Origin of the sequence: Pseudoalteromonas sp. APC 3224, assembly GCF_030407535.1 — a bacterium.
Lineage (GTDB): Bacteria > Pseudomonadota > Gammaproteobacteria > Enterobacterales > Alteromonadaceae > Pseudoalteromonas.
In genome coordinates this window covers 20,696-40,416 of sequence record NZ_JASDDF010000041.1, presented here as the reverse complement: position 1 = coordinate 40,416, position 19,721 = coordinate 20,696, and the positions used below count along the sequence as shown (strand labels likewise).

Annotated in this window: 18 protein-coding genes and 1 pseudogene; 11 read left to right on the top strand and 8 right to left on the bottom strand. The window is 39.4% G+C overall.

Annotated elements, in window-relative coordinates:
* The 9 genes and pseudogenes from QL989_RS16930 to QL989_RS16890 all read left to right on the top strand — a co-directional run.
* Positions 1 to 265, top strand: a 265-nt coding sequence (locus tag QL989_RS16930) for a hypothetical protein (RefSeq protein WP_290171333.1), incomplete at its 5' end; no start/stop codon positions are given.
* A 30-nt stretch (positions 266 to 295) separates the two neighbouring features.
* Positions 296 to 2,149: an ATP-binding protein gene (locus QL989_RS16925; protein ID WP_290171332.1), complete on the top strand. Its 1,854-nt coding sequence runs from the start codon at positions 296 to 298 to the stop codon at positions 2,147 to 2,149.
* A gap of 84 nt (positions 2,150 to 2,233) precedes the next feature.
* Positions 2,234 to 3,426: pseudogene (locus tag QL989_RS16920) on the top strand (IS3 family transposase).
* A gap of 138 nt (positions 3,427 to 3,564) precedes the next feature.
* Entirely contained in the window at positions 3,565 to 4,248 is a 684-nt protein-coding gene (locus QL989_RS16915) for a DUF4386 family protein (RefSeq protein ID WP_290171331.1), read from the top strand.
* 25 nt (positions 4,249 to 4,273) lie between these two features.
* Positions 4,274 to 4,633: an aldehyde-activating protein gene (locus tag QL989_RS16910; protein WP_290171330.1), complete on the top strand. Its 360-nt coding sequence runs from the start codon at positions 4,274 to 4,276 to the stop codon at positions 4,631 to 4,633.
* Positions 4,634 to 5,024: 391 nt separating this feature from the next.
* Entirely contained in the window at positions 5,025 to 5,480 is a 456-nt protein-coding gene (locus tag QL989_RS16905) for a M23 family metallopeptidase (RefSeq protein ID WP_290171329.1), read from the top strand.
* A gap of 371 nt (positions 5,481 to 5,851) precedes the next feature.
* Complete coding sequence (locus QL989_RS16900; protein WP_290171328.1) at positions 5,852 to 6,196, top strand: 5-carboxymethyl-2-hydroxymuconate Delta-isomerase; 345 nt, start codon at positions 5,852 to 5,854, stop codon at positions 6,194 to 6,196.
* 48 nt (positions 6,197 to 6,244) lie between these two features.
* Complete coding sequence (locus tag QL989_RS16895; RefSeq protein ID WP_290171327.1) at positions 6,245 to 6,646, top strand: hypothetical protein; 402 nt, start codon at positions 6,245 to 6,247, stop codon at positions 6,644 to 6,646.
* A 58-nt stretch (positions 6,647 to 6,704) separates the two neighbouring features.
* On the top strand, positions 6,705 to 7,181 hold the full coding sequence (locus QL989_RS16890; RefSeq protein ID WP_290171326.1) for a hypothetical protein: 477 nt from the start codon (positions 6,705 to 6,707) through the stop codon (positions 7,179 to 7,181).
* 187 nt (positions 7,182 to 7,368) lie between these two features.
* On the opposite strand, the gene QL989_RS16885 is transcribed toward QL989_RS16890, so the two are convergent.
* The 5 genes from QL989_RS16885 to QL989_RS16865 form a co-directional block, all read right to left on the bottom strand.
* A complete protein-coding gene (locus QL989_RS16885) occupies positions 7,369 to 8,952 on the bottom strand; it encodes a tetratricopeptide repeat-containing sulfotransferase family protein (RefSeq protein ID WP_290171325.1) in 1,584 nt (527 codons plus the stop codon).
* An 86-nt stretch (positions 8,953 to 9,038) separates the two neighbouring features.
* Positions 9,039 to 11,453, bottom strand: a complete 2,415-nt coding sequence (locus QL989_RS16880) for a TonB-dependent receptor (RefSeq protein ID WP_290171323.1) — start codon at positions 11,451 to 11,453, stop codon at positions 9,039 to 9,041.
* Positions 11,454 to 11,787: 334 nt separating this feature from the next.
* On the bottom strand, positions 11,788 to 12,654 hold the full coding sequence (locus tag QL989_RS16875; protein WP_008115672.1) for a DMT family transporter: 867 nt from the start codon (positions 12,652 to 12,654) through the stop codon (positions 11,788 to 11,790).
* A gap of 174 nt (positions 12,655 to 12,828) precedes the next feature.
* Positions 12,829 to 13,827: a Gfo/Idh/MocA family oxidoreductase gene (locus tag QL989_RS16870; RefSeq protein ID WP_290171322.1), complete on the bottom strand. Its 999-nt coding sequence runs from the start codon at positions 13,825 to 13,827 to the stop codon at positions 12,829 to 12,831.
* Positions 13,828 to 13,862: 35 nt separating this feature from the next.
* Complete coding sequence (locus QL989_RS16865; protein ID WP_290171321.1) at positions 13,863 to 14,864, bottom strand: AraC family transcriptional regulator; 1,002 nt, start codon at positions 14,862 to 14,864, stop codon at positions 13,863 to 13,865.
* Positions 14,865 to 14,952: 88 nt separating this feature from the next.
* On the opposite strand from QL989_RS16865, the gene QL989_RS16860 reads away from it, so the two are divergent.
* On the top strand, positions 14,953 to 16,551 hold the full coding sequence (locus tag QL989_RS16860) for a GMC family oxidoreductase N-terminal domain-containing protein (protein ID WP_290171320.1): 1,599 nt from the start codon (positions 14,953 to 14,955) through the stop codon (positions 16,549 to 16,551).
* Here the strand turns inward: QL989_RS16860 and QL989_RS16855 are convergent.
* The 3 genes from QL989_RS16855 to QL989_RS16845 form a co-directional block, all read right to left on the bottom strand.
* On the bottom strand, positions 16,543 to 17,352 hold the full coding sequence (locus QL989_RS16855; RefSeq protein WP_290171335.1) for a class I SAM-dependent methyltransferase: 810 nt from the start codon (positions 17,350 to 17,352) through the stop codon (positions 16,543 to 16,545). The genes QL989_RS16860 and QL989_RS16855 overlap by 9 nt on opposite strands.
* A 1-nt stretch (position 17,353) precedes the next feature.
* Entirely contained in the window at positions 17,354 to 17,746 is a 393-nt protein-coding gene (locus QL989_RS16850) for a hypothetical protein (protein ID WP_290171319.1), read from the bottom strand.
* A 67-nt stretch (positions 17,747 to 17,813) separates the two neighbouring features.
* Positions 17,814 to 18,233: a DUF3429 domain-containing protein gene (locus tag QL989_RS16845; protein WP_290171317.1), complete on the bottom strand. Its 420-nt coding sequence runs from the start codon at positions 18,231 to 18,233 to the stop codon at positions 17,814 to 17,816.
* A 213-nt stretch (positions 18,234 to 18,446) separates the two neighbouring features.
* On the opposite strand from QL989_RS16845, the gene QL989_RS16840 reads away from it, so the two are divergent.
* Positions 18,447 to 19,715, top strand: a complete 1,269-nt coding sequence (locus QL989_RS16840; RefSeq protein ID WP_198522748.1) for an extracellular solute-binding protein — start codon at positions 18,447 to 18,449, stop codon at positions 19,713 to 19,715.
* The last annotated feature ends 6 nt before the right edge of the window (positions 19,716 to 19,721 follow it).

The following is a 19,721-nucleotide window of genomic DNA, read 5'->3' as shown; positions in this document are numbered from 1 at the left end:
GATCGTTGGTGAATGTATGGATAAATTTCAAGAAGAAATGACTCTTGGGAATTATATTATCCAATTCGATTCAGTGAAAATCGACAAGTTCTTCGGGTTGGCTGAGCATTCATATATTTCTGATGGGACATTCGAACAGTTGGAACTAGATTCATTAGAGTCAGGCTATACAATGGCGGGATCTTTATTGAACAAAGGGGATGAAAATTACCATATGGATCAATTTCCTCGGGAATATAAATTGATAGAAATAGCTTCCTATTAATAGAACCGAATCAAGTAAAGGAGTACTTCATTGAAAATATCAAAACTAGAATTAACAAACTTCCGTGGTTATAGAAATGTAAGTGTTGAGTTTGACGAAAATTTTAATGTCATCATTGGTAAGAATGACATTGGTAAGTCAACAATACTCGAGGCTTTAGAAATTTTCTTCAACAATGAAACGGTTAAAATAGATATTGATGACCATAATGTTCATGCCAAAGATGAACAATATATGGCTATTCAGGTTAGCTTCAGACCTGAAGAAAAAGAATATACAATTGATACTGTTCCAACAGATCTAAATAAAGAATATTTACTTGATTCTGATAGCAATCTATCAGTGAAAAAGACTTGGGATTGCTCAAAAGACAAACTGTCTGCAGCCTCACTAAAAACCTATCTTGTAGCTAATTACCCAACTACATTTGAAGCACCATTGATTTCAATGAAGATTGCTGACCTCAAAAAATTATTAGTAAATTATTCTGATGATCTTGATGTTAACGAAGTTAAAAAAAACAAAAGCTCATCTATTAGACAAGCAATATATGATGTTGAAGATACAAATGACTTATCAGAAATAGATATTCCTATCGATAAGGAAGACGGGAAAAAGATTTGGGAGTCTTTAAAGTTGGATTTGCCCCTATTTTTTATTTTTCAGTCCGATAGAGCGAACAAAGATTCAGATAAAGAAGTACAGGATCCTTTAAAAGCTATTACTAAAACAGCAATAAGCCAATTGCAGGCTGAACTTGACGATGTCAAAGAGCAGATAAGAGCTAAAGCTGAATTACTAGGTTTGAAAACCCTCGAAAAGTTGAAGGAAATGAGCCCTGAAATAGCAGATGTTCTCTCCCCTGAAATGTCACATAAACCTTGGGAGTCGTTATTTTCATTTTCTTTCAACTGTGATGACGGAATACCCATTAACAAGAGAGGTAGCGGAGTTAGAAGACTTATTTTGCTTAACTACTTTAGAGCAGAGGCTGAAAGAAAAAATGCCGAAGACAGGAATGTAATCTACGCAATTGAAGAGCCTGAAACATCCCAACATCCAACATGGCAGGTTGAGTTATTCAATGCACTCGTAGAACTTTCAGACAATGAGAATACACAAGTTTTAATTACAACACATAGTCCTTCGCTTGCTGGTTTAGTTAGTACAGATAAAATTAGGTTTATAAATAATATTGATGGCCTACCTGTTGTTCAAAAAGGAACGGAAGATAATTTAGAGGTTATTTCTCAGACTTTAGGAATGCTGCCCGATGTTGCACTTTCAATTAATAATTTAGGTGTTCAAGCAATTTTATGTCTGGAAGGCCCAACAGATGTAGAGTTTTTCAACCATGTTGGAAAGTTGTTTAATTTAGACCTAGAAAATGACGACAGGATCCTAACTATTTTCCTCGGTGGCGGAACATTGATGCACTGGGTGAATAAAAATTATCTAGCAAAATTGAATAAGCCAGAGATCCATATATATGATAATGACGTTGCAAAGTATCAAATTGCAGTTGACCAAGTTAATGAAAGAGCTGATTCATGGGCCGCATTAACAAATATGTTGGAAGTTGAAAACTATATTCACCCAAGATTGATTAAAGAAGTCTATCCAATTGAAGAAGACTTTATGCATTCTAATGAAGGTTGGATCGAAGAATGGAAGAATAAAAATATACCTAAAGACCTTTCAACTTTTCTTAAATCCCTTAAGGCAGCTGGTAATACGGATATAGTTGGCGAAGGCGCAGGTACAATTAAAAGAATATTGTCTGAGCAAGCAGCGCCATTAATGACAATCGATGATTTAATTCAATTGGATGCACATGAAGAAGTTAGTGGCTGGTTTGAAAGAGTTAAAGAAAATTTACAATAAACAGGCACATAACAAGTTGCTTAAACGGACAATGCTCCTCACCCGTTTTAGTGGACACCTCCTCATTACTTTGAGGAGGCTAAAATGCCTAGATATACCCAACCTAGAAAGACATGGTTTTACCCAGTTAATTTTAAAATCAAAGCAGTCGAACTAAGCTTACGAGACGATGTCATGTCAAAGGACGTTGCCGAGGCGCTAGATATTCATCCGTTAATGCTGAGTCGTTGGCGAAAAGAGTATCGAGAAGCTAAGTTTAAAAACGTACCGCGCTATCAAAGCAACAATGAAACAATGAGTAAATTCCCAACAAAAAAAGAGCTGGATAACATTCAAAAGCTTAAGAAAGAAAATGAGCGTCTTAAGCAGGAGAATGACCTGCTAAAAAAGTGGCAACGGTATCTGGCGGAAGTACATCAGAACGATTTGGATTCATCCAAAAATTCGGACAAGCCTTAGGTGTAAAATACTTGTGTTCTTGGCTTAATGTTTCGCGTAGTGGGTTTTATGCTTGGCGTGACAGAACAGTGTCAGCTAGAGCGCTGTCAGATGCTAATTTGTTGTTGAAGATAAAGCACGTTTTCAATGTAAATCATCAAACCTATGGTAGCCCACGCGTATTTCATGCGCTAAAAAAAGAAGGTATAAACACAAGCCAAAAACGTGTTGCCCGCTTAATGCGAGAAAACGGTTTAAGAGCCAGAGCCCTTAAGACTTACAGCAAACCGGCGAAGGTGAAGTTCTTTTATAAAGAGATAGAAAACAAACGCAAAGATAGTGAAAAGGCCACGGGGATCAATCAACAATGGTCTGGCGATATTACGTATTTAAAAGTCGGCGCTCGTTGGCATTACCTTGCTGTGGTTATCGACTTATATTCACGTTGAGTAATCGGCTGGGCGTTTGGTAAAAACAAAACAACAGACCTTACGTTAAAGGCGCTAAGGCTTGCGATAAAGAAACGACAGCCAACAGAGAGTGTATTATTTCACACTGACCGAGGCGCAGAATACCGTGCACACGTTGTACAAAAGTATTTGGCTAGCAAAAACATCAAAGCCAGTATGAATAGGCCTGGGTGCTGTACTGACAACGCAGAAGTCGAGTCGTTCTTTCATTCGCTTAAAGCAGATTTAATTCGAGGAAATAAATTTGAGAGCAGCGGTAAACTATTATCAAAATTAAAGGTTTACCTAAATTATTTTTACAATAGACAGAGATTGCATTCGAGTTTAGGATATAAATCACCTGCCGAGTTTGAATTGGCAGTTAATTGAAACGTGGACGGTGTCCACTTTATCGGGTGAAGATCACAAAAAACAGTTGGCTTTTGTTCGTGCCTCACTTATTTTAGCCAACAATTTTTTGCCGCTTAGCAAAGCGTTTTAGCAATACAACAAACGGGGTTTCGCCAAATGAAGGGTCTACAAAAACTAGCTGGTATCGCAGCAATTTTCCAAGGGCTTATTTACATAGCAGCCTTTGTGTATTTTGGGGCTTTTTGGTCATATCCGGTTGATGGTAGTCCAGTCGAAAAAATGACTTACATGGCAGAAAATCAACTTCTATTTTCAATGATCTATTTTCTAATGTACGTGGTGTTTGGCATTTTTCTGGCCATACTCGTTATTGGTATGTATAAGAGGCTTAAATATAAAGTTAATCCCTTAATTACTATTGGATCTCTATTCGGGGGCATTTGGGTCGGTCTGGTGATCGCAAGTGGAATGATTTCGAATATCGGGCTTGATCATGCAATCGATCTGATGGATGCAAATCCAGAAAAAGCCCTTGATATGTGGATAATCGTTTCAGTGATAACAGAAAGTATAGGTGGTGGAAATGAATTAGTTGGCGGACTTTGGGTTCTATTGATTAGCGTAGCAGCAATACAAGAGGGCAGATTACCCCGGTCACTTAACTATCTCGGATATTTTGTTGGCATAGCGGGCATTGCAACGGTTTATCCTGACAAACTATTTACTGAAATATTTGGCGTATCACAAATTGTTTGGTTTATTTGGTTGGGTATATGTTTACTAACCGAGGAAAATGCTAACAAATCAATCCAGCAGACCGCTAACGCGTCGGCTGATTGAGGCGTTAAGTGTTCAAGGAGGAAACATGGTCAAAGCTACTTGTCATTGCGGTAATATCGTTATAACAGCAGACATGCTACTAGAATCTATTACCAGTTGTAATTGTTCAATGTGTTACCGGCTGGGTGCTCTTTGGGCTTATTACACAGTCGATCAAGTTGATATTAAAGTAAAATCAGAGGCTACTGTTCATTTGTGGGGTAGCAAAGTTCGCTCATATCATTCTTGCACTTTTTGTGGTTGCACGACTCACTACACACAAAAAAGAGATGACGGTACAAATAGGGTCGCAATCAACACCAGAATGGCTACTCCTGAGCTATTTAAGTCTGTTAATGTTAGGTTTTTCGATGGTGCTGATACCTTTAAATATATTGAGCAATAGGGCACTTAACAAGAGTCTAAGGTTACGACAGTCCGCTCATGGCTGTGAGTTCAACTGGTGAATGCAACGCTATCCTTGTATTAATTGAGGCGCTCATCTTCAACTTAACTTATAGTCGAAATTAGAGTGTTGATTTAACGCGCTTAATTCGGTTTAATATCAGGCAATAAATATGCTGAGTAATGCAGGGACGACTTAGGGCAGCGCATTTTATTAACGTGGCCTAATTAGGGCATTAAAACCTTCCCTTTATAAACTAAAGCCTATTGTATGAATAGTTCCCACGCAGACACACTAACAGGGAGTGTTTCAGTTAATATGTGCCAAGGATAGCTCATTGAAAAAATTAAGATTTATACTCGTTCTACTTACCGCAGTTTTCCTTATAGGTATGATCATACCAGATGACATTGTTATTCCTGTTGAGGGTGCAACACCCAATGATTGGAACCATAATACTTTTTGGTATGAGCCATGGGGAAGCTCTGTGGTCCATAAAGGGATTGATATATTTGGTAAAAAAGGGACTGCCACACTTTCTTCTAGCAAAGGCTTAGTCATTTATACGGGCACAATACGAAAAGGCGGGAATGTAGTGGCAGTATTAGGGCCTAAATGGCGTATTCACTATTACGCGCATATGGACAGTTACTCTGTTACAACGGGTACTGTTGTTAAGACTGGCTCAGTTATTGGTGTTTTGGGAGATTCAGGTAATGCCCAGGGAAAACAACCGCATATTCATTATTCAATCTTATCAATAATTCCAATTCCTTGGTTAGCTACAACACAGACTCAGGGTTGGAAAAGAATGTTTTTTTTAAATCCTCACGAAATGTTTATATAAGCTGTATTGAAAAAATGTATTTAAGATAAATACCAATATGAACCTCATTCACGAGTAAGATGCGGTCAAACTATTTACATTAGCGATTAGGGTCTGTTGACCTTTCAAGGTTAAATTTGCAGCAGCCTGTTTGGTATTTAGGCAAGGCAGAGCCTATGTGGTGTGGTTATTCCCCATAAATAGGCGATAACACAGCAGTAATGCCAAACAGGCGCTGCCCTTTGAGTTCTGCCTAGGGGCGATTTACTCTTTGTTGCTCGGTTTTGACTTAGCCCACTAGGTTACAAACCTCGCGCCGCGATTAAACCGCCCCTAGCTTGAACAAATTTTAATCCGCAAAGGTCAACAGACCCTAATATCAAGGAGAGTATATGCCTCATTTTATAATGGACTGTTCTGAAAGTGTTTTTGGGGAACATGATGAGGACTACATTATTGAACAAATTCATTTTGTAGCTCACGCTACAGGTTTATTCGATGAAGGTGATATAAAAGTTAGAATAAATCCATTTAGTACTTTTTCTGTGGGGAATAAACATGAAGACTTTATTCATGTGTTTGCCCATATAATGCAAGGAAGAACAACAGAGCAAAAAGCGAACCTCTCACGAGCAATTGTTAGTAAGCTTGTTGCTTTATTTCCTGAAATTTCTAACATTGCAATGAATATTAGTGATTTTGAAAAAGCGACATATTGCAATCGCACGATGCTTTAGCCAGCTATTATCTGTTATTTAATACAGTTTTGGATGTTTATAAGACGTATGAGTAATTCTCAATTACAAAAAATAATATCTCTTTATACTGCTTTTGTTTTTATACCTACGTTATTGCTTTATTTGATTTATAGTATATTTGGTTGGGTTGTATTTTCAGTTACATTAAACCCTTTATTGGGCTATTTTTTGCTGGGTGGTGCATATGGTTTATGGTCACTATATTCATTAATAAAAACGATGAAAAAATTAACGGTATTAAAGCGCCCAATCATTGTAAAACTTGGATTGTTATTAGGTTGTAGCTTTTGTCCTGTTGTTTTAACAACGACTGAATTTAGTACGATGAAACCACAAGAGTTTATTTTTATATATATTATTATTGCACCCTTTATAGCGACTTTTCATTTGTTTTATTTATATAAAAAACAGTCGGCTAGCGCCTCATGAGCGATACTTTAACGAAACTATTTCTCAGTGGGCTTTATTAAACAAGGAGAACACAGGTATGGAACCAAATTACTCAGAATATTCAATTTCAGAGCTAGAAGAGTCATTACGTGCTATCGATCAAGAAGCGTATCCTGAAAGAAAAAATGAGTTAAAAAAAGAGTTAAATAATCGCCTTGAAAACCCAACAACGAGTCATGAAGTAGAGGATGGTTTTGAGGCGAATGCACAATTTTATAAATGTCCTCATTGTGAAGAAAAAATTGGGTTTTTTTCTAAAGCCTTACAAAGTTGGAGCAAGATAAGAGAGTGCCCACAATGCAAAAAACCATTTGCAATAACCTTTAATATAAAAGTGTTTTTCATTGCGCTTTTACCTATGGTTATTTTTAATTATTTTATGATAAAACCTGTTTTAGGATCACTGGGATTAAGTAAGTCTATTGGTTTGGGGATAGTGTGTGGTGTGTTAATTATTATATCAACCCGCTTGATCAGAGTTCGTGATGAAAGTGACGCTACAAAAGAGGTTTAAGATAAATTTTGAAATGTTTTGTCTAGGCTTATACGCTTTATAGAAAAGCGTTTTTTGTTGGGAGTATTTTAGTTGGTTCGTTTCGCTCAGCCCACCCTAGGTGAAAATTAAACACTAATCTCAAACTTTAAAATTCCCCGTATTTAGTGGTTGAGAAAATGATCGTTACTTCCTGCACCTCAACTCTTTATTCAATTGGTATATTTTGCTTTAAAAGATAAGTCTGCGCTTGCTCTGTATAAGGCTTAAAATTCTTCCAGCGGCCTATGGCTTTGTTGTTAAGCGGTTGGCGCACTTGTATTTTGCTGGCAGTTGATACTGGTGCGGTGTTTAAGTGAAAATCAAGGCATTGTGGCTGCCAGTCTAAGTCGCAATAGCTCACTAACTCTTTTATTTTTTGCTCTGGTGCGGCGATGAGCTCTTCGTATTTTACTAGTTTAATATTGCTGTGCAGGTTGCTGAAGTGCTGCATCAGTTTATAAAAGCGGCTGTAAAATTTAGCGGTGTCGAGTAAGTCTAACGAGTAAGCATAATATGGGTTGTTAATGGTAAATAGCTGACGATAGTTACCAATGCAGGTGTCCATGGGGTCGCGAAGTAGGCAAATTATTTTCGCGTTTGGCAGTGCTTTGGTAATTAAATCGATATAAAAAAAGTTAAACGGTAGTTTATCAATAAAGTGTTTATGGCTGCCGGTTACAACACGGGTTGCTTCAAGGTAAGTGCTGCCAAGTTTTGCAAAATCAAGCTGGTAAGCTTGGTTTAAGGTGTCTATATCGAGTACTTGAGGCGTGTGCGTTTGGCTAAGTTTTTTTACACTTAGGCCAAAGTCTTGCAGCTCGCCCGCCGATTGTACGTCGCTGTGGCTTGATAAAATGCGTTCAACTAATGTGGTGCCAGAGCGCGGCATGCCTAATACAAAAATTGGCTCACTGCTTTGGTTGCCAGCTGTTTGTTGGTTTTTGTATTTATCACTGAGCTGTTTTATATGTGCAAATAAAGCCTCAGACGCTTGGTTATCAAACGCCTTATTAGCGAGTTTTGCTGCTTTACCTTGTTGTAACGCGGTAAAGGCTGCTGAAAACTCTCCTAAGTCTTGATATTCTTTAGCGAGCGCATGACCTATATGCAGTTTGGCGTCGGGATGATTGACCTGTTCGAATACATTTTTTAATCGCGTGATGTGATTATTATGTTCGGTGACTTTAGTTAAATCGGCTAAGGCAAAATGACTTTGATGATGAAGCGGGTTCAGTGCAATGGCATTTTCAAACGCTTGCTGTGCTTTATCAAACTGGCCTAAAAATTTAGCACACACCCCATAGTTATAATAAAACTGCGGCTGACGAGTATTACTCGCCTCAGCTAAACTTAATGCGCATATAAAGTAATCAGCTGCTTGTTGATGTAAACCCGCTTGGGTGAGCGCCACGCCTAATGTATCGGCATCAAGTGCTTTACTAATATGTTCAGGCTTAACGCTGAGGGCGGTGTTTTTTGCTTTTTGTAAGTCGCCCGTAAGAGCGTAGCACTTCGCAAGTTGCGCAGTATATTCAATAGACTGGGTAAAGCTTAATGCTTTTTCAATTAGCTTTATCGCTTTGTAAATTTGGCCAACCTGTAAATTAACCATAGCGAGCAAAAAGTAGCCATCAGCAAAGTCTGGTTTTTGTGTTACCAGCTCAACCAGTGCTTTATGCGCTGGCTGAATATTGCCTTGGTTTAAGTTGTTGATAGCGCTTTGGTGTAATTGCTTTAAGTTTGGCTGCATGAATACTCTTATAAATAATGTGCTTACAAATAAAAAGGCTCAAAATTAATTTGAGCCTCTTGATTGTACTTAAACTTATCGTTTAATTATATTTCAAACTGATAGTTAAATTTAATGCCAATAGTAAGCGGGCGATTAATAAAGTAACCATAGTTACGTTGTATGTCTGCGCCATTGGCTGTTGTAATATCCGCATCTGAACGACGAACAGAAGTAACCGCATATTTATTAAATAGGTTATCTACATATAAAGTAGTCGACCACGCATCGGCGGTTAATTTAGCTGAAATATTACTTAAGCTATAACCCGGGAGTGCTTCACCGTTGTCACGTAGGCCTACTTTTGAAATTACATCACTTTGTGCGGTTAAACCATAGTTAATATCAAGGGTTTTGTCGTTAAACACTTCTGTTTGGTAGTTAATACCCATAGAGAACTGGTGCTCAGGTGAGCCCGGTAAACGGTCGCCATCTTTTGCGCCATCAGTGCCATCGGCATTAAATAAATACGGAGCGTCTGAGGTTAGTTCTGCTTTTGTATAGGCATAAGTTGCATAGGCTGTAAATGAGTCTGATAAAATTGCACGCGTGGCAATTTCAATCCCTTTCGCATTTGCGCTACCAGCATTTGATAAGTAAGGTAATTGGCCTACTATTGTCGCACCGGCAATTTGTGCGTTATCCCAATCTACATTGAATAGCGCAGCATTAAAGTGTAATTGGCTTCTCATCCAGGTACTTTTAAAACCTAGCTCATAGTTAGTGGTTGTATCGGCATCGTATAGCATTTCATCTGGTTTACCACAGCCTGTTTGTTGGTCTTCAGGTAGAGGTGTAGGGCAAGGCACTAAGCCATTTGAGCCACCAATTCTAAATCCTTCACTTATAGTTGCATACGCCATCACTGAATCTGTAAATTGGTATTTAGCATTAAATTTGAACAGATTACCGTTGTCACCGGCTTCGTTCTCTTCAAAGTTAACTGAAATTGCATCAGGTGCAGCACCTTCATACAAGGTATTTGCTAATGGGAAATCAAAAGCCGCTTTTGATTCTACGTCGTATTCGTAAAAACGCGCGCCAATGGTAATGTCGAGTTTATCGGTTACCTGGTAACCCACTTCACCAAAAAGTGCTGATTCAGTGACTTTGCTGCCAGTAATTTCTAAATACTCTAAAGAGTCTGGTCTTAGCTGTGCGCCACCAAAATTATCAACTGCGAACTGATCAAAGCCTGGCGTAAACTCTCTGCTTGATGCGTCGGTATCGGTTTTATTGTAAAAACCACCAACAATCCAGCTTAGGTCGCTATCGCTTTGTGAGACCAAACGTAGCTCTTGAGTGAAGGTATCGACTTCGTCTAATTCACGGGTAAATGCCGAAAACGAAGGAAACTCTTCGTAGCCATAGTCTAAACGAATTAAAAGGTCAGTTTGGTCGCGTTGACCATCGGCTTCAAAGTGTGAAATACCGGTAGCTGATACCAGCTCAGCAAAACCTAAGTCGGCTTTAAGTTCAAGGCTGAGTAATTGATCTTCTTTTTTCCGTGGCTCTTCAAAACGGTACGCTGACTCGTATTTGCCGATGCGATCATTTAAACCATTATTTTCGTTAAGGCTATTGTGATGAACAATTGAGCGACCTTCGGTGTCTTGCTTTTGATAGAAGTAGTTTAATGTGCCTTCAAATGACTCATTTGCTTTGTAACGTAATGAAATACGCCCAGTTGTGGTGGTTTCACCGTTGGCGTCTTTTACATTTTTAAGATTGCTGTTTACTGCATCAAGGTTTGTCCAATCAGGGTCGGTGATCGACACACCTGGTTCACGAACGGTGTAGGCGTAGTCAATAAACCCTGGGTCTTCATAAATATTTAAACTGGTACGTACCGCCAGTTTGTCTTCAATCAATGGTAAGTTGAAAATAAAACCGGCTTCGCCGCCGATTGAATCACTTTCTTGAGTTTGAAAAACATCACCAAATACTTCACCTGATATAAAATCAAGCTCTGGCTCTTTAAGCATGTAACGAATAGCGCCACCCAATGTGCCTGCGCCATACAATGTGCCTTGCGGTCCAATAAGTACTTCCACTCGTTCTACATCAACAAGGCGCATATCTACCGATACTGGAATTTCGTTAATGTAAGTGGCTACCGTGCCGCCATCTGATGAAGGGCCTGATGAATTTGTATTTAATCCACGCACAATAATAGGCGAGCCAGAGCGACCACCTTGATCAGTAATTGTTAAACCTGGCACCCAACGCGCTACATCGGCTAATTCGCTGATATTTTGGTCTTTCATTACATCGGCATCAAGCGCAGTAATGTTAAGAGGCGCAGCCTGAATAGAGCCACTTCGGCGTGTTGCTGTAACCTCAATAACTTCAAGCGATTTATTGTTTTCAATAATTTGCTCTTGTGCTGTTGCATTACCGCTAAGTAATACACCGCTCAGTGCGCTTGATACAGCCAAGGTTAACAGGCTTGGTTTAAACATAAAAATTGATCCCAGTTAGATTTAGTACGTTAATAAATGAGCGCTAATAGTATCAGGGAGTTTTGTTGATGGAAATAAAAATATGAATTTTAATTCACTTTTTTAGAATAAAAATTAAGGCGTGGGTTTTTACTTAAATTTAAAGTTTAAATATAACAAGGTGTTTGTATAAATAATGCACACACAGTAGATGGTATATATTGTTTTAAGTGCAACAATGAATGGTGTGAAAGGAGAGATAAAACGCAGGCTTAGTTATACTAAGAGGGAGTTGTAAAATAGGAGATGAGAAGTTGCGCCATGATAGTTCATGACGCAATTAAATTATTAAACTCTAAGCAGCAGGCTGCTTTTTACCATTAGACATTGAACTACCTACCGAGGCAATAATCACCAGTAAAATAGCCAGCCACTGCCAAATGCTTAACAGTTCACCTAAAATAACTAAGCCAGCGAGTGCTGCAATTGCAGGTTCTAGGCTCATTACAATACTAAAACCTTGTGGCGACATATTACGTAAAGTAATCATTTCAAGAGTATAAGGCAGGGCGCTTGAAAGCACGGCGATAGCAATACCTAATGGAATAATATCCCAAGTAAATGCAGCACTTTGTGAAATGCCGCCATAAGGTACCAGCACAATGGCTGATATTGTCATGCCCATCGCAACCGTTGCGCCACCAGAGCTTTGACTGCCTGTTTTCTTACCAAATAAAATATAGCCAGCCCAACAGGCACCCGCCGCAAGTGCGAGTACTACACCGACTGGATCAAGGCTGTCTTGACCTTTCATATCAGGTAAAAGTAATAAAATACCGGCCACTGCACAGGCAACCCAAAATAAGTCACGTTTTCTGCGAGAAGAAAACAACGCGACAGCTAATGGGCCTGTAAATTCAAGCGCAACCCCAATACCTAATGGGATACGTTCTATCGCGTAATAAAATAGAATATTCATGCCGCCTAAACTTAATCCATAAATTAATATGGGTAAGCGTTGGCTTGCAACAGGGAAGTGTTTCCATGGTTTAAAAATCAAACACAAAATAGCGGCCGAAAATCCTAAACGTAAGGCTGTTGTGCCCTCAGGTCCAACAATAGGAAAAAGCTGTTTAGCCAGTGACGCGCCTGACTGAATCGTCATCATTGCTAGCAATATGCATAAAATAGCCAGTAATAGATCTTTGGTTGATTTTTGCATGGATGTCCTTAAAGATTGCGATGAATTTTGGCGGCATGTTACCTGCTTTTGATCTCAGAGGTAAGTCAAATTTTGTGATCTTTTTAAGCTTAATTCAAAATAGCAGTGTTTAGTAAAGTGTGCCCAAAGGCCAAGCGATAAAATACGCTTATCGCTTAGCCGGTAGTTTTTGTTTTATTCAGAGGATAAATCTGCTGGGTAAACAACACCAAGTTGTGCGCGTGCGGTATCAAGTACTTGCATTACATCGACAGAAAGCTGATGAGTATTAACGCTAGACTCCCCCTGATTTTGCTCAATGGTATTGATAAAGTTCTCGAGTTCGTACTTCATAAAGTGCTCGTCAAATTCCGTGCTAATAAGCTCTTTATGACCATTGTTAGCAATAAACTCTATTTTTTTAAGCTGCGACACGGCTTCAATTCTAATTCGACCTAATTCCCCCTGAATTTCAGTGATATTTTCGCCTTGTGAAATTTTCGAATAGCTGATCACCGCTTGTCTGTCGGGATAATTTAAAAGCACATCGCCTGCACCATCTACACCACTTTCAAGTAATACGCCGCTGGCGTGAACAGAGCGTGGTACTCCCCATAATGCAATAACGAGATAAAGTGGGTAAATACCCAAATCTAGTAAGGCACCATTAGCAAATTCAGGTAAAAAAGTATTCGGGCGCTCACCATTTTTATACTTGTCGTAACGTGATGAATACTGACTAAATCGACCAATAAACTTACGTGGTGTGCCTATTTTTTTTAGGGCAGCTTGTAAGTGCGCAAAATTAGGTAAGTGCGTTGTCATCATCGCTTCCATGTAAAGGCGCTGATGCTGCTTTGCCGCAGTTAAAATAGCCGCAAGTTGCTTGCTATTAGCCGCTGAGGGCTTTTCGCCTAATACGTGTTTGCCCGCTTTTAAACACTGTATTGCATATGCACTGTGCAGGCTATTTGGCGCCGCTATATAAACTACGTCTACTTGTTCATCTTGGCACACAGCATCAATAGAGGTAAAAATTTTAGCATCGGTATTTGTTGGATGATTAGCTAAAAAGCGCTCGCCGCTGCTTATTTGGCGAGAGCAAATACCGTATAAATTAAAATTGCTGAGTGTATTAGCCGCTGCCAATAACGTGTCGCTAATAAAATTAGTACCTACAATTACAAAATTCATGAATAGCCTTTGCTGTTTTTAAACAAGGGCGCAGTTTAACAATGTTTGGCTCTAAATGCGCGGGCAGAGCAATTAAACCAACGTTTAATGCTAGTACATAACGTAGCTTGCTCCTGATAACCTAAAAGCTCTGAAATTTGAGTCACCGACAATTGGTTTTGTAATAAATAGTGCTCACATAGGGCGCGGCGAGTGGCGTCTTTGAGCTTTACAAAACTGGTATCGTGCTTTTTAAGTTCTCGGTGCAAGGTGCGAGGGTGAATATTAAGCGCAGCGGCAATAGTATTATTAGCGCTTTGAAATATCGGCAGCATAATGCGAATAAGCGCGCTTACCTGAGCAGGCAAAGATTGGCTATGAGCATTATTTTCGGCTAAAAAGCTAAGTGCAGCTTGGGTTTTGTGCTGCTTAGTAACGTTAAGTGTTAAATCTAAGTCTTGTTTGGCAATTAATACGCCGGCGCTATTTCTGTGAGTAATAACCTTACACCCAAAATGCTGATGGTAGGTCTGCTTATTTGCGCCTAGGGTATGAGGTAAAAATACACTTTGTGGCTTACAGCGACCATTACTCATATTTTTTAAGGTAGCAATGGCCAATGCAATGGTGAGCTCTATTACTTGGTTTATTGCCGGTAATGGCCTGAGATTTATAGCGAATGATAAAAACACGTGCTCATTATCATCAAGTGGGTGAGTGGTTAAATTAAGCGCTGGCGTATGTAAGTGCAAATATTTTATCACCCAATCTAGCGCCTCGGCTAAATTAGTGCCTGTTTGAGCGGCTATTGCAATATGGCCCAAAATATCAAAGCTTTGCAGGCTTGCTAGTTTTAAACCAAAATTTGGACAATTTAGTGTATTCGCGCAATGCTCTAATAGCTGTGCATACGCGCGGTAAGTAAGGGTCTCTTGCTCTAGTTTATTAAAGTCCACATTAATGGCGCACTGCTGCATTATGGCAGCGAAACCTCCCCCAAGTTCTGCAATTAAATGGTCTATTCCTTGTAAAGAGGTGGCTCTAATTAAGCGGCTCATAAAATATACTTTTGCGTGAGGATGTCTAAAAATAACAAGTTTTTATTCGATGTTCCATGCAAACTGGTTTTTTAATTGGAGAATAAGTATGCATATCACTACATTTGATTACATTGTTGTTGGCGCAGGCAGTGCAGGCTGCGTTATTGCATCGCGATTATCTGAAAATAAAAATGTGAGTGTGTGCTTAATTGAAGCGGGCGGCAGTGATAAAGGTGCAATGGTTCAAATGCCTGCAGGGGTCGCTGCAAGCGTGCCTTATGGCATTAATAGCTGGCATTACAATACGGTACCTCAAAAAGAACTTAATAATCGCTGCGGATTTATGCCTCGTGGCAAAGTGCTTGGCGGTTCAAGCTCCATTAATGCTATGGTTTATATTCGGGGTAATAAGCACGACTATAATAGTTGGGCTGCACTGGGCAATGAGGGCTGGGATTATGAGAGTTTATTGCCTTATTTCATTAAAGCTGAAAATAATAAAACCTTTACTGAAAGTGATATACACGGGGTTAATGGCCCTTTACATGTGCAGGATTTAAGCCTGCCAAGCCCTGTAAATCAGCTGTTTTTAAACGCCTGTGAACAACAAGGTGTACCGCACAATGGCGATATAAACGCAGGGCAGCAAGTGGGAGCAAGGTTATCGCAAGTGACTCAACATCAAGGTGAGCGTTGTAGCGCGGCAAAAGCGTATATAACCCCCCATTTAAACCGAAAAAACCTAACTGTGCTTAGCAAAGTATACGTTAATAAAGTGCTTTTTTGCGATAAAACCGCAACCGGAGTCTCTGTTTCTATAAACAATAAGGCCGTTGTATTGCATGCAAAAAAAGAGGTGGTTTTAAGCGCTGGCGCAATTAACTCACCGCAAATTTTAATGCTATCGGGAGTTGGCCCTAAAGAGCAACTAAAGCAGCATAATATTAAAATAGTAAACGAGCTTTCTGGTGTTGGAGAGAACCTTCATGACCACTTAACCGTTGTGCCATTGTATAAAGCTAAATACAGTAAAGGCACATTTGGTATAAGTGCGGGTGGGGCGTTTAATATTGCAAAAGGATGCGTTGATTGGTTTGTAAAACGTGAAGGGCAGCTTACTAGTAATTTTGCAGAATCACATGCCTTTATAAAGCTATTTTCCGATTCAAAAGTACCCGACGTACAGCTTGAATTTGTAATTGGGCTGGTGGATGACCATAGCCGTAAACTGCACCTAGGCCATGGTTATAGTATTCACTGTAGTATTATGCAACCTAAAAGCCGTGGCACGATTCGATTAGCCGATGCCAACCCCTTGAGTGCACCACTTATTGATCCTAGTTATTTAAGCCACCCCGATGATTTAAACGTGATGTTAGCGGGGCTTAAAAAAACACTGCAGATTATGCAAAGTGAAGCATTTGATGTAATTAGAGGTAATATGGTTTACCCGCTAGATATTAACAATAATGAGCAGCTTATTGAGTATATTAGGCAAACGGCCGAGACTGAATATCACCCTGTAGGCACTTGTAAAATGGGGCAAGATGCCATGGCGGTAGTGAATAGCCAACTACAAGTACATGGCGTGAAAAATTTGCGTGTGGTTGATGCCTCAATTATGCCGCATATAATTACCGGCAACACCAATGCCGGTGTGATAGCCATTGCCGAAAAAGCAGCTGACTTAATTAAGCTAGCTTGACTTATAAAACGCTGTTAACCATTGCTGCCAGTCTTGCTCTAGTTTGATCATTTGCAGGTGTTTTTTAGCAGCAAAATGCTTGCTTTTATCCTCGTCAGCTAAAAACGGCCCTACGCGACATAGCGAGCAATAATTATCGGATAAGTAAGCAGGAAAAGTTAACAAGCTAGCCAGTTCAGGTAAGGGTTTTTCACTAAATACATAGGTAATGCCGCTGGTGTCTTTAACGTGCTTATCACGGTCAACATTGCGAATTTTATAGCCACTAAAGTGACTAATATCAAATGGCATTTGCCCTTGATATTGTGCGTTCAAATGGGTACCTAAACTGCCTTCAATATTCCATTCACGGTACGGTTTAACATCTTTTGAAGTGATGAAACACAGCCTCGCGCCTTGTGGATTTAAAGCAAACTCATTAGCGTATTTTATAAATTGATGCAGTAATGCACGGTTAAGTACGTTCATGCTGGTATGGCGAGTAGTATGTTCAAATGCATCACGACCAACAAACGCAGGAATAAGCGGAAATTGAAAAATAACCACATCAAAACTATGTAAATGCTGGCCAAGCGCTTGCCAACATTGTGGGTTGGTTACATCAAAACTATTAAGTACTTCTACCTTTTGCGACTTTAAAGCATTGAGCGCATTGTCTGGGTATTTTTGCTCAATAGTTGATTGGTCGTCGTAAGTGGATGCCACTAACTTTTTTGGCTTAATATGACGATAAAGCGCATTTGAAAACGATAAATCGCCATCACCTACCGTAAGTATGTTCCAGTTTGGATTTAAATACATATTAGCGTGAAGATGTGTTTGGGTTTTCGGGCTCATCATTTTGCTGAGGTGCCTGATGCAACCTGTACATAGCTAAACGTGTTTTTAAACCCTCAATAGCAACCTGTTTTAAAATTAGGTTAAAGGTAATCAAAATAGCAAAAACAATGTGGATAGGACCATGGGTAAATCCTGCGTCAGGATCAAATATAGATAAACCAAACAATACAAACAACACAACCATTAGTATTTCAATGAGTTGATTTGAATAAAAAGAAAGACGACCTTCGCTTTTATGATCTTTTTTTATGCTAATGGCACAAAAAAAAGGGATCACTTTTATTTTAAAAACGGCGTTTTTTTCTACAAAATTCTCACCAAGGTCAGTGAGCTGTTGGCGCAATTGGTCTATCATAGGGTGTCCTCTCAATACAGTGCGCGGATGTTACCCTATTACAGACCAATGGTTAAGTAATGGCGTGTTATTTAGGGTAAATACTCATACCAATAATTAAGATATGACACACAAACACCACAGATGTGAGCACAAAGCGCATTTTTTGGTAATCTTTGTGGTAACTCTGCCAATAAATCGACGCTTTTTCGAAAATCAGAACCAACCAAAAACTCGCGCCTAACCACGCAAGCATCCACTCAATCGGCAAAAATGATAAAAACGGAATAGGAATGACCGGCAGTACAGCTTTAATGGCATCGGCAAAGCTTTGTTGCCCTGCATGCCATAAACTACCTGCCATAAACGCTAAAATAGCGATGCTGTAAAAACTAAAAAACTCTAAATTAACACTGTTACTGCCAAACATAAGTGGCCAACCCACACAGCCTAAAAACGGCAGCAAGCCCAAATAGCCTAGTTGAATGTGATTAACAAATTTTTCCATGGGTAAGCGCCTTAATCGAGTAGGTATTTCAACACTGCTAGTGTAACAAGGATAGATAGAGTTATCTTATAAAATTTATACAATAATTAAACGACCATGTTATTTATGACGATCACTCATTTTAATTAAAATAGTGTTTTTTGAAGCGCTAAGTTAGTGATTATTCGATTATTACCTATACTGATTGTGGGAATCACTAAATGGATGATTAGTATGGCTAACAATGTCACTCGACGTAAATTTTTAAGTACGCTAGCGGTCGGTGCTGCGACCTCTGCTGTCGCATTTAAAGCGCCGTATGTGTTTGCAAAAAAACCGGTTACGCTTAGAGTCATGGGAACGCATGTAACTTTACAAGAAGAGCTTAGAGTCCGCGCCATGCAAGAGCTCGGTATTAATATTGAATTTACCCCTATGGGGAGTGCGGCCGTTTTACAAAAAGCAGCAGCTGATCCCTCTTCATTTGATTTATATGAACAATGGTCTGACTCAATTAATATATTGTGGCAAGCCAATGCTATTCAACCAATTGAAGTAGAAAGACTAAAATATTGGCAGGAAATAAACCCACTAACCAAAACCGGTAAGTTAGTTCCCACAGCAAAATTGGGCGCAGGTGATGCGCCCAACAAAATTTTATATGTTCAACACGATGGCTCACTTGGAAGCCAAGCTACTGATAAAATAAGTTTTATGCCTTATGTTCACAATGTGGATTCATTTGGCTATAACACTAATTTTATACCTAAGGGTGTGGCTTACGAGACTGAGTCATGGGGCTGGTTGCTTGAGGAGAGTAATAAAGGCTTTGTTGGTTTGGTAAATGCCCCCACCATAGGCATTTTTGATGCCGCTTTGGCGGCCCAAGCACAAGGGCTTATGGCATTTAATAATATTGCCAATATGAGTGTTGCAGAAATAGATAAACTGTTTGCAATTTTAATTAATAAAAAGCAAGCAGGGCATTTTTCTGGGTTTTGGACGTCGGTGCCACAATCGGTTGAGTTTATGCTTAAAAAGCGTGTGCACATACAAAGTATATTTTCTCCGGGGGTGACTGCATGTAGAGCCCAAGGTTTACCCGTTGTTAATGCATCTCCTAAAGAAGGGTATCGAGCATGGCATGGAGTGATGTGTCTCTCTGCTAATACGGTAGGGCATGTAAAAGACGCCGCTTATGAATACATGAACTGGTGGTTATCGGGCTGGCCTGGTGCATTTATTTCCAAGCAAGGTTATTACATTTCTAATCCAGAACGTAGTAAAGAAATAATTACCACCCCCGAATGGGATTATTGGTACGATGGCAAAGAAGCGACTCAACCACTAGCGGGTACCGATGGCAAAAATATAATTATGCCAGGGCAAATTCGCGATGGCGGCAGCTATGAAAAGCGCTTTTCTAATATTGCGGTGTGGAATACAGTGATGGATAACTACGATTACAGTTTAGATAAATGGTTTGAACTACTAAACGCATAAGGGAAT

Bases quoted from the DNA above. Each gene is read 5' to 3' on its own strand.
- QL989_RS16850 (WP_290171319.1), bottom strand. From the start codon at position 17,746: ATGATAGACCAATTGCGCCAACAGCTCACTGACCTTGGTGAGAATTTT.
- QL989_RS16910 (WP_290171330.1), top strand. From the start codon at position 4,274: ATGGTCAAAGCTACTTGTCATTGCGGTAATATCGTTATAACAGCAGAC.
- QL989_RS16870 (WP_290171322.1), bottom strand. From the start codon at position 13,827: ATGAATTTTGTAATTGTAGGTACTAATTTTATTAGCGACACGTTATTG.
- QL989_RS16895 (WP_290171327.1), top strand. From the start codon at position 6,245: ATGAGTAATTCTCAATTACAAAAAATAATATCTCTTTATACTGCTTTT.
- QL989_RS16885 (WP_290171325.1), bottom strand. From the start codon at position 8,952: ATGCAGCCAAACTTAAAGCAATTACACCAAAGCGCTATCAACAACTTA.
- QL989_RS16860 (WP_290171320.1), top strand. From the start codon at position 14,953: ATGCATATCACTACATTTGATTACATTGTTGTTGGCGCAGGCAGTGCA.
- QL989_RS16855 (WP_290171335.1), bottom strand. From the start codon at position 17,352: ATGTATTTAAATCCAAACTGGAACATACTTACGGTAGGTGATGGCGAT.
- QL989_RS16840 (WP_198522748.1), top strand. From the start codon at position 18,447: ATGGCTAACAATGTCACTCGACGTAAATTTTTAAGTACGCTAGCGGTC.
- QL989_RS16905 (WP_290171329.1), top strand. From the start codon at position 5,025: ATGATCATACCAGATGACATTGTTATTCCTGTTGAGGGTGCAACACCC.
- QL989_RS16865 (WP_290171321.1), bottom strand. From the start codon at position 14,864: ATGAGCCGCTTAATTAGAGCCACCTCTTTACAAGGAATAGACCATTTA.
- QL989_RS16880 (WP_290171323.1), bottom strand. From the start codon at position 11,453: ATGTTTAAACCAAGCCTGTTAACCTTGGCTGTATCAAGCGCACTGAGC.
- QL989_RS16875 (WP_008115672.1), bottom strand. From the start codon at position 12,654: ATGCAAAAATCAACCAAAGATCTATTACTGGCTATTTTATGCATATTG.
- QL989_RS16890 (WP_290171326.1), top strand. From the start codon at position 6,705: ATGGAACCAAATTACTCAGAATATTCAATTTCAGAGCTAGAAGAGTCA.
- QL989_RS16845 (WP_290171317.1), bottom strand. From the start codon at position 18,233: ATGGAAAAATTTGTTAATCACATTCAACTAGGCTATTTGGGCTTGCTG.
- QL989_RS16900 (WP_290171328.1), top strand. From the start codon at position 5,852: ATGCCTCATTTTATAATGGACTGTTCTGAAAGTGTTTTTGGGGAACAT.
- QL989_RS16915 (WP_290171331.1), top strand. From the start codon at position 3,565: ATGAAGGGTCTACAAAAACTAGCTGGTATCGCAGCAATTTTCCAAGGG.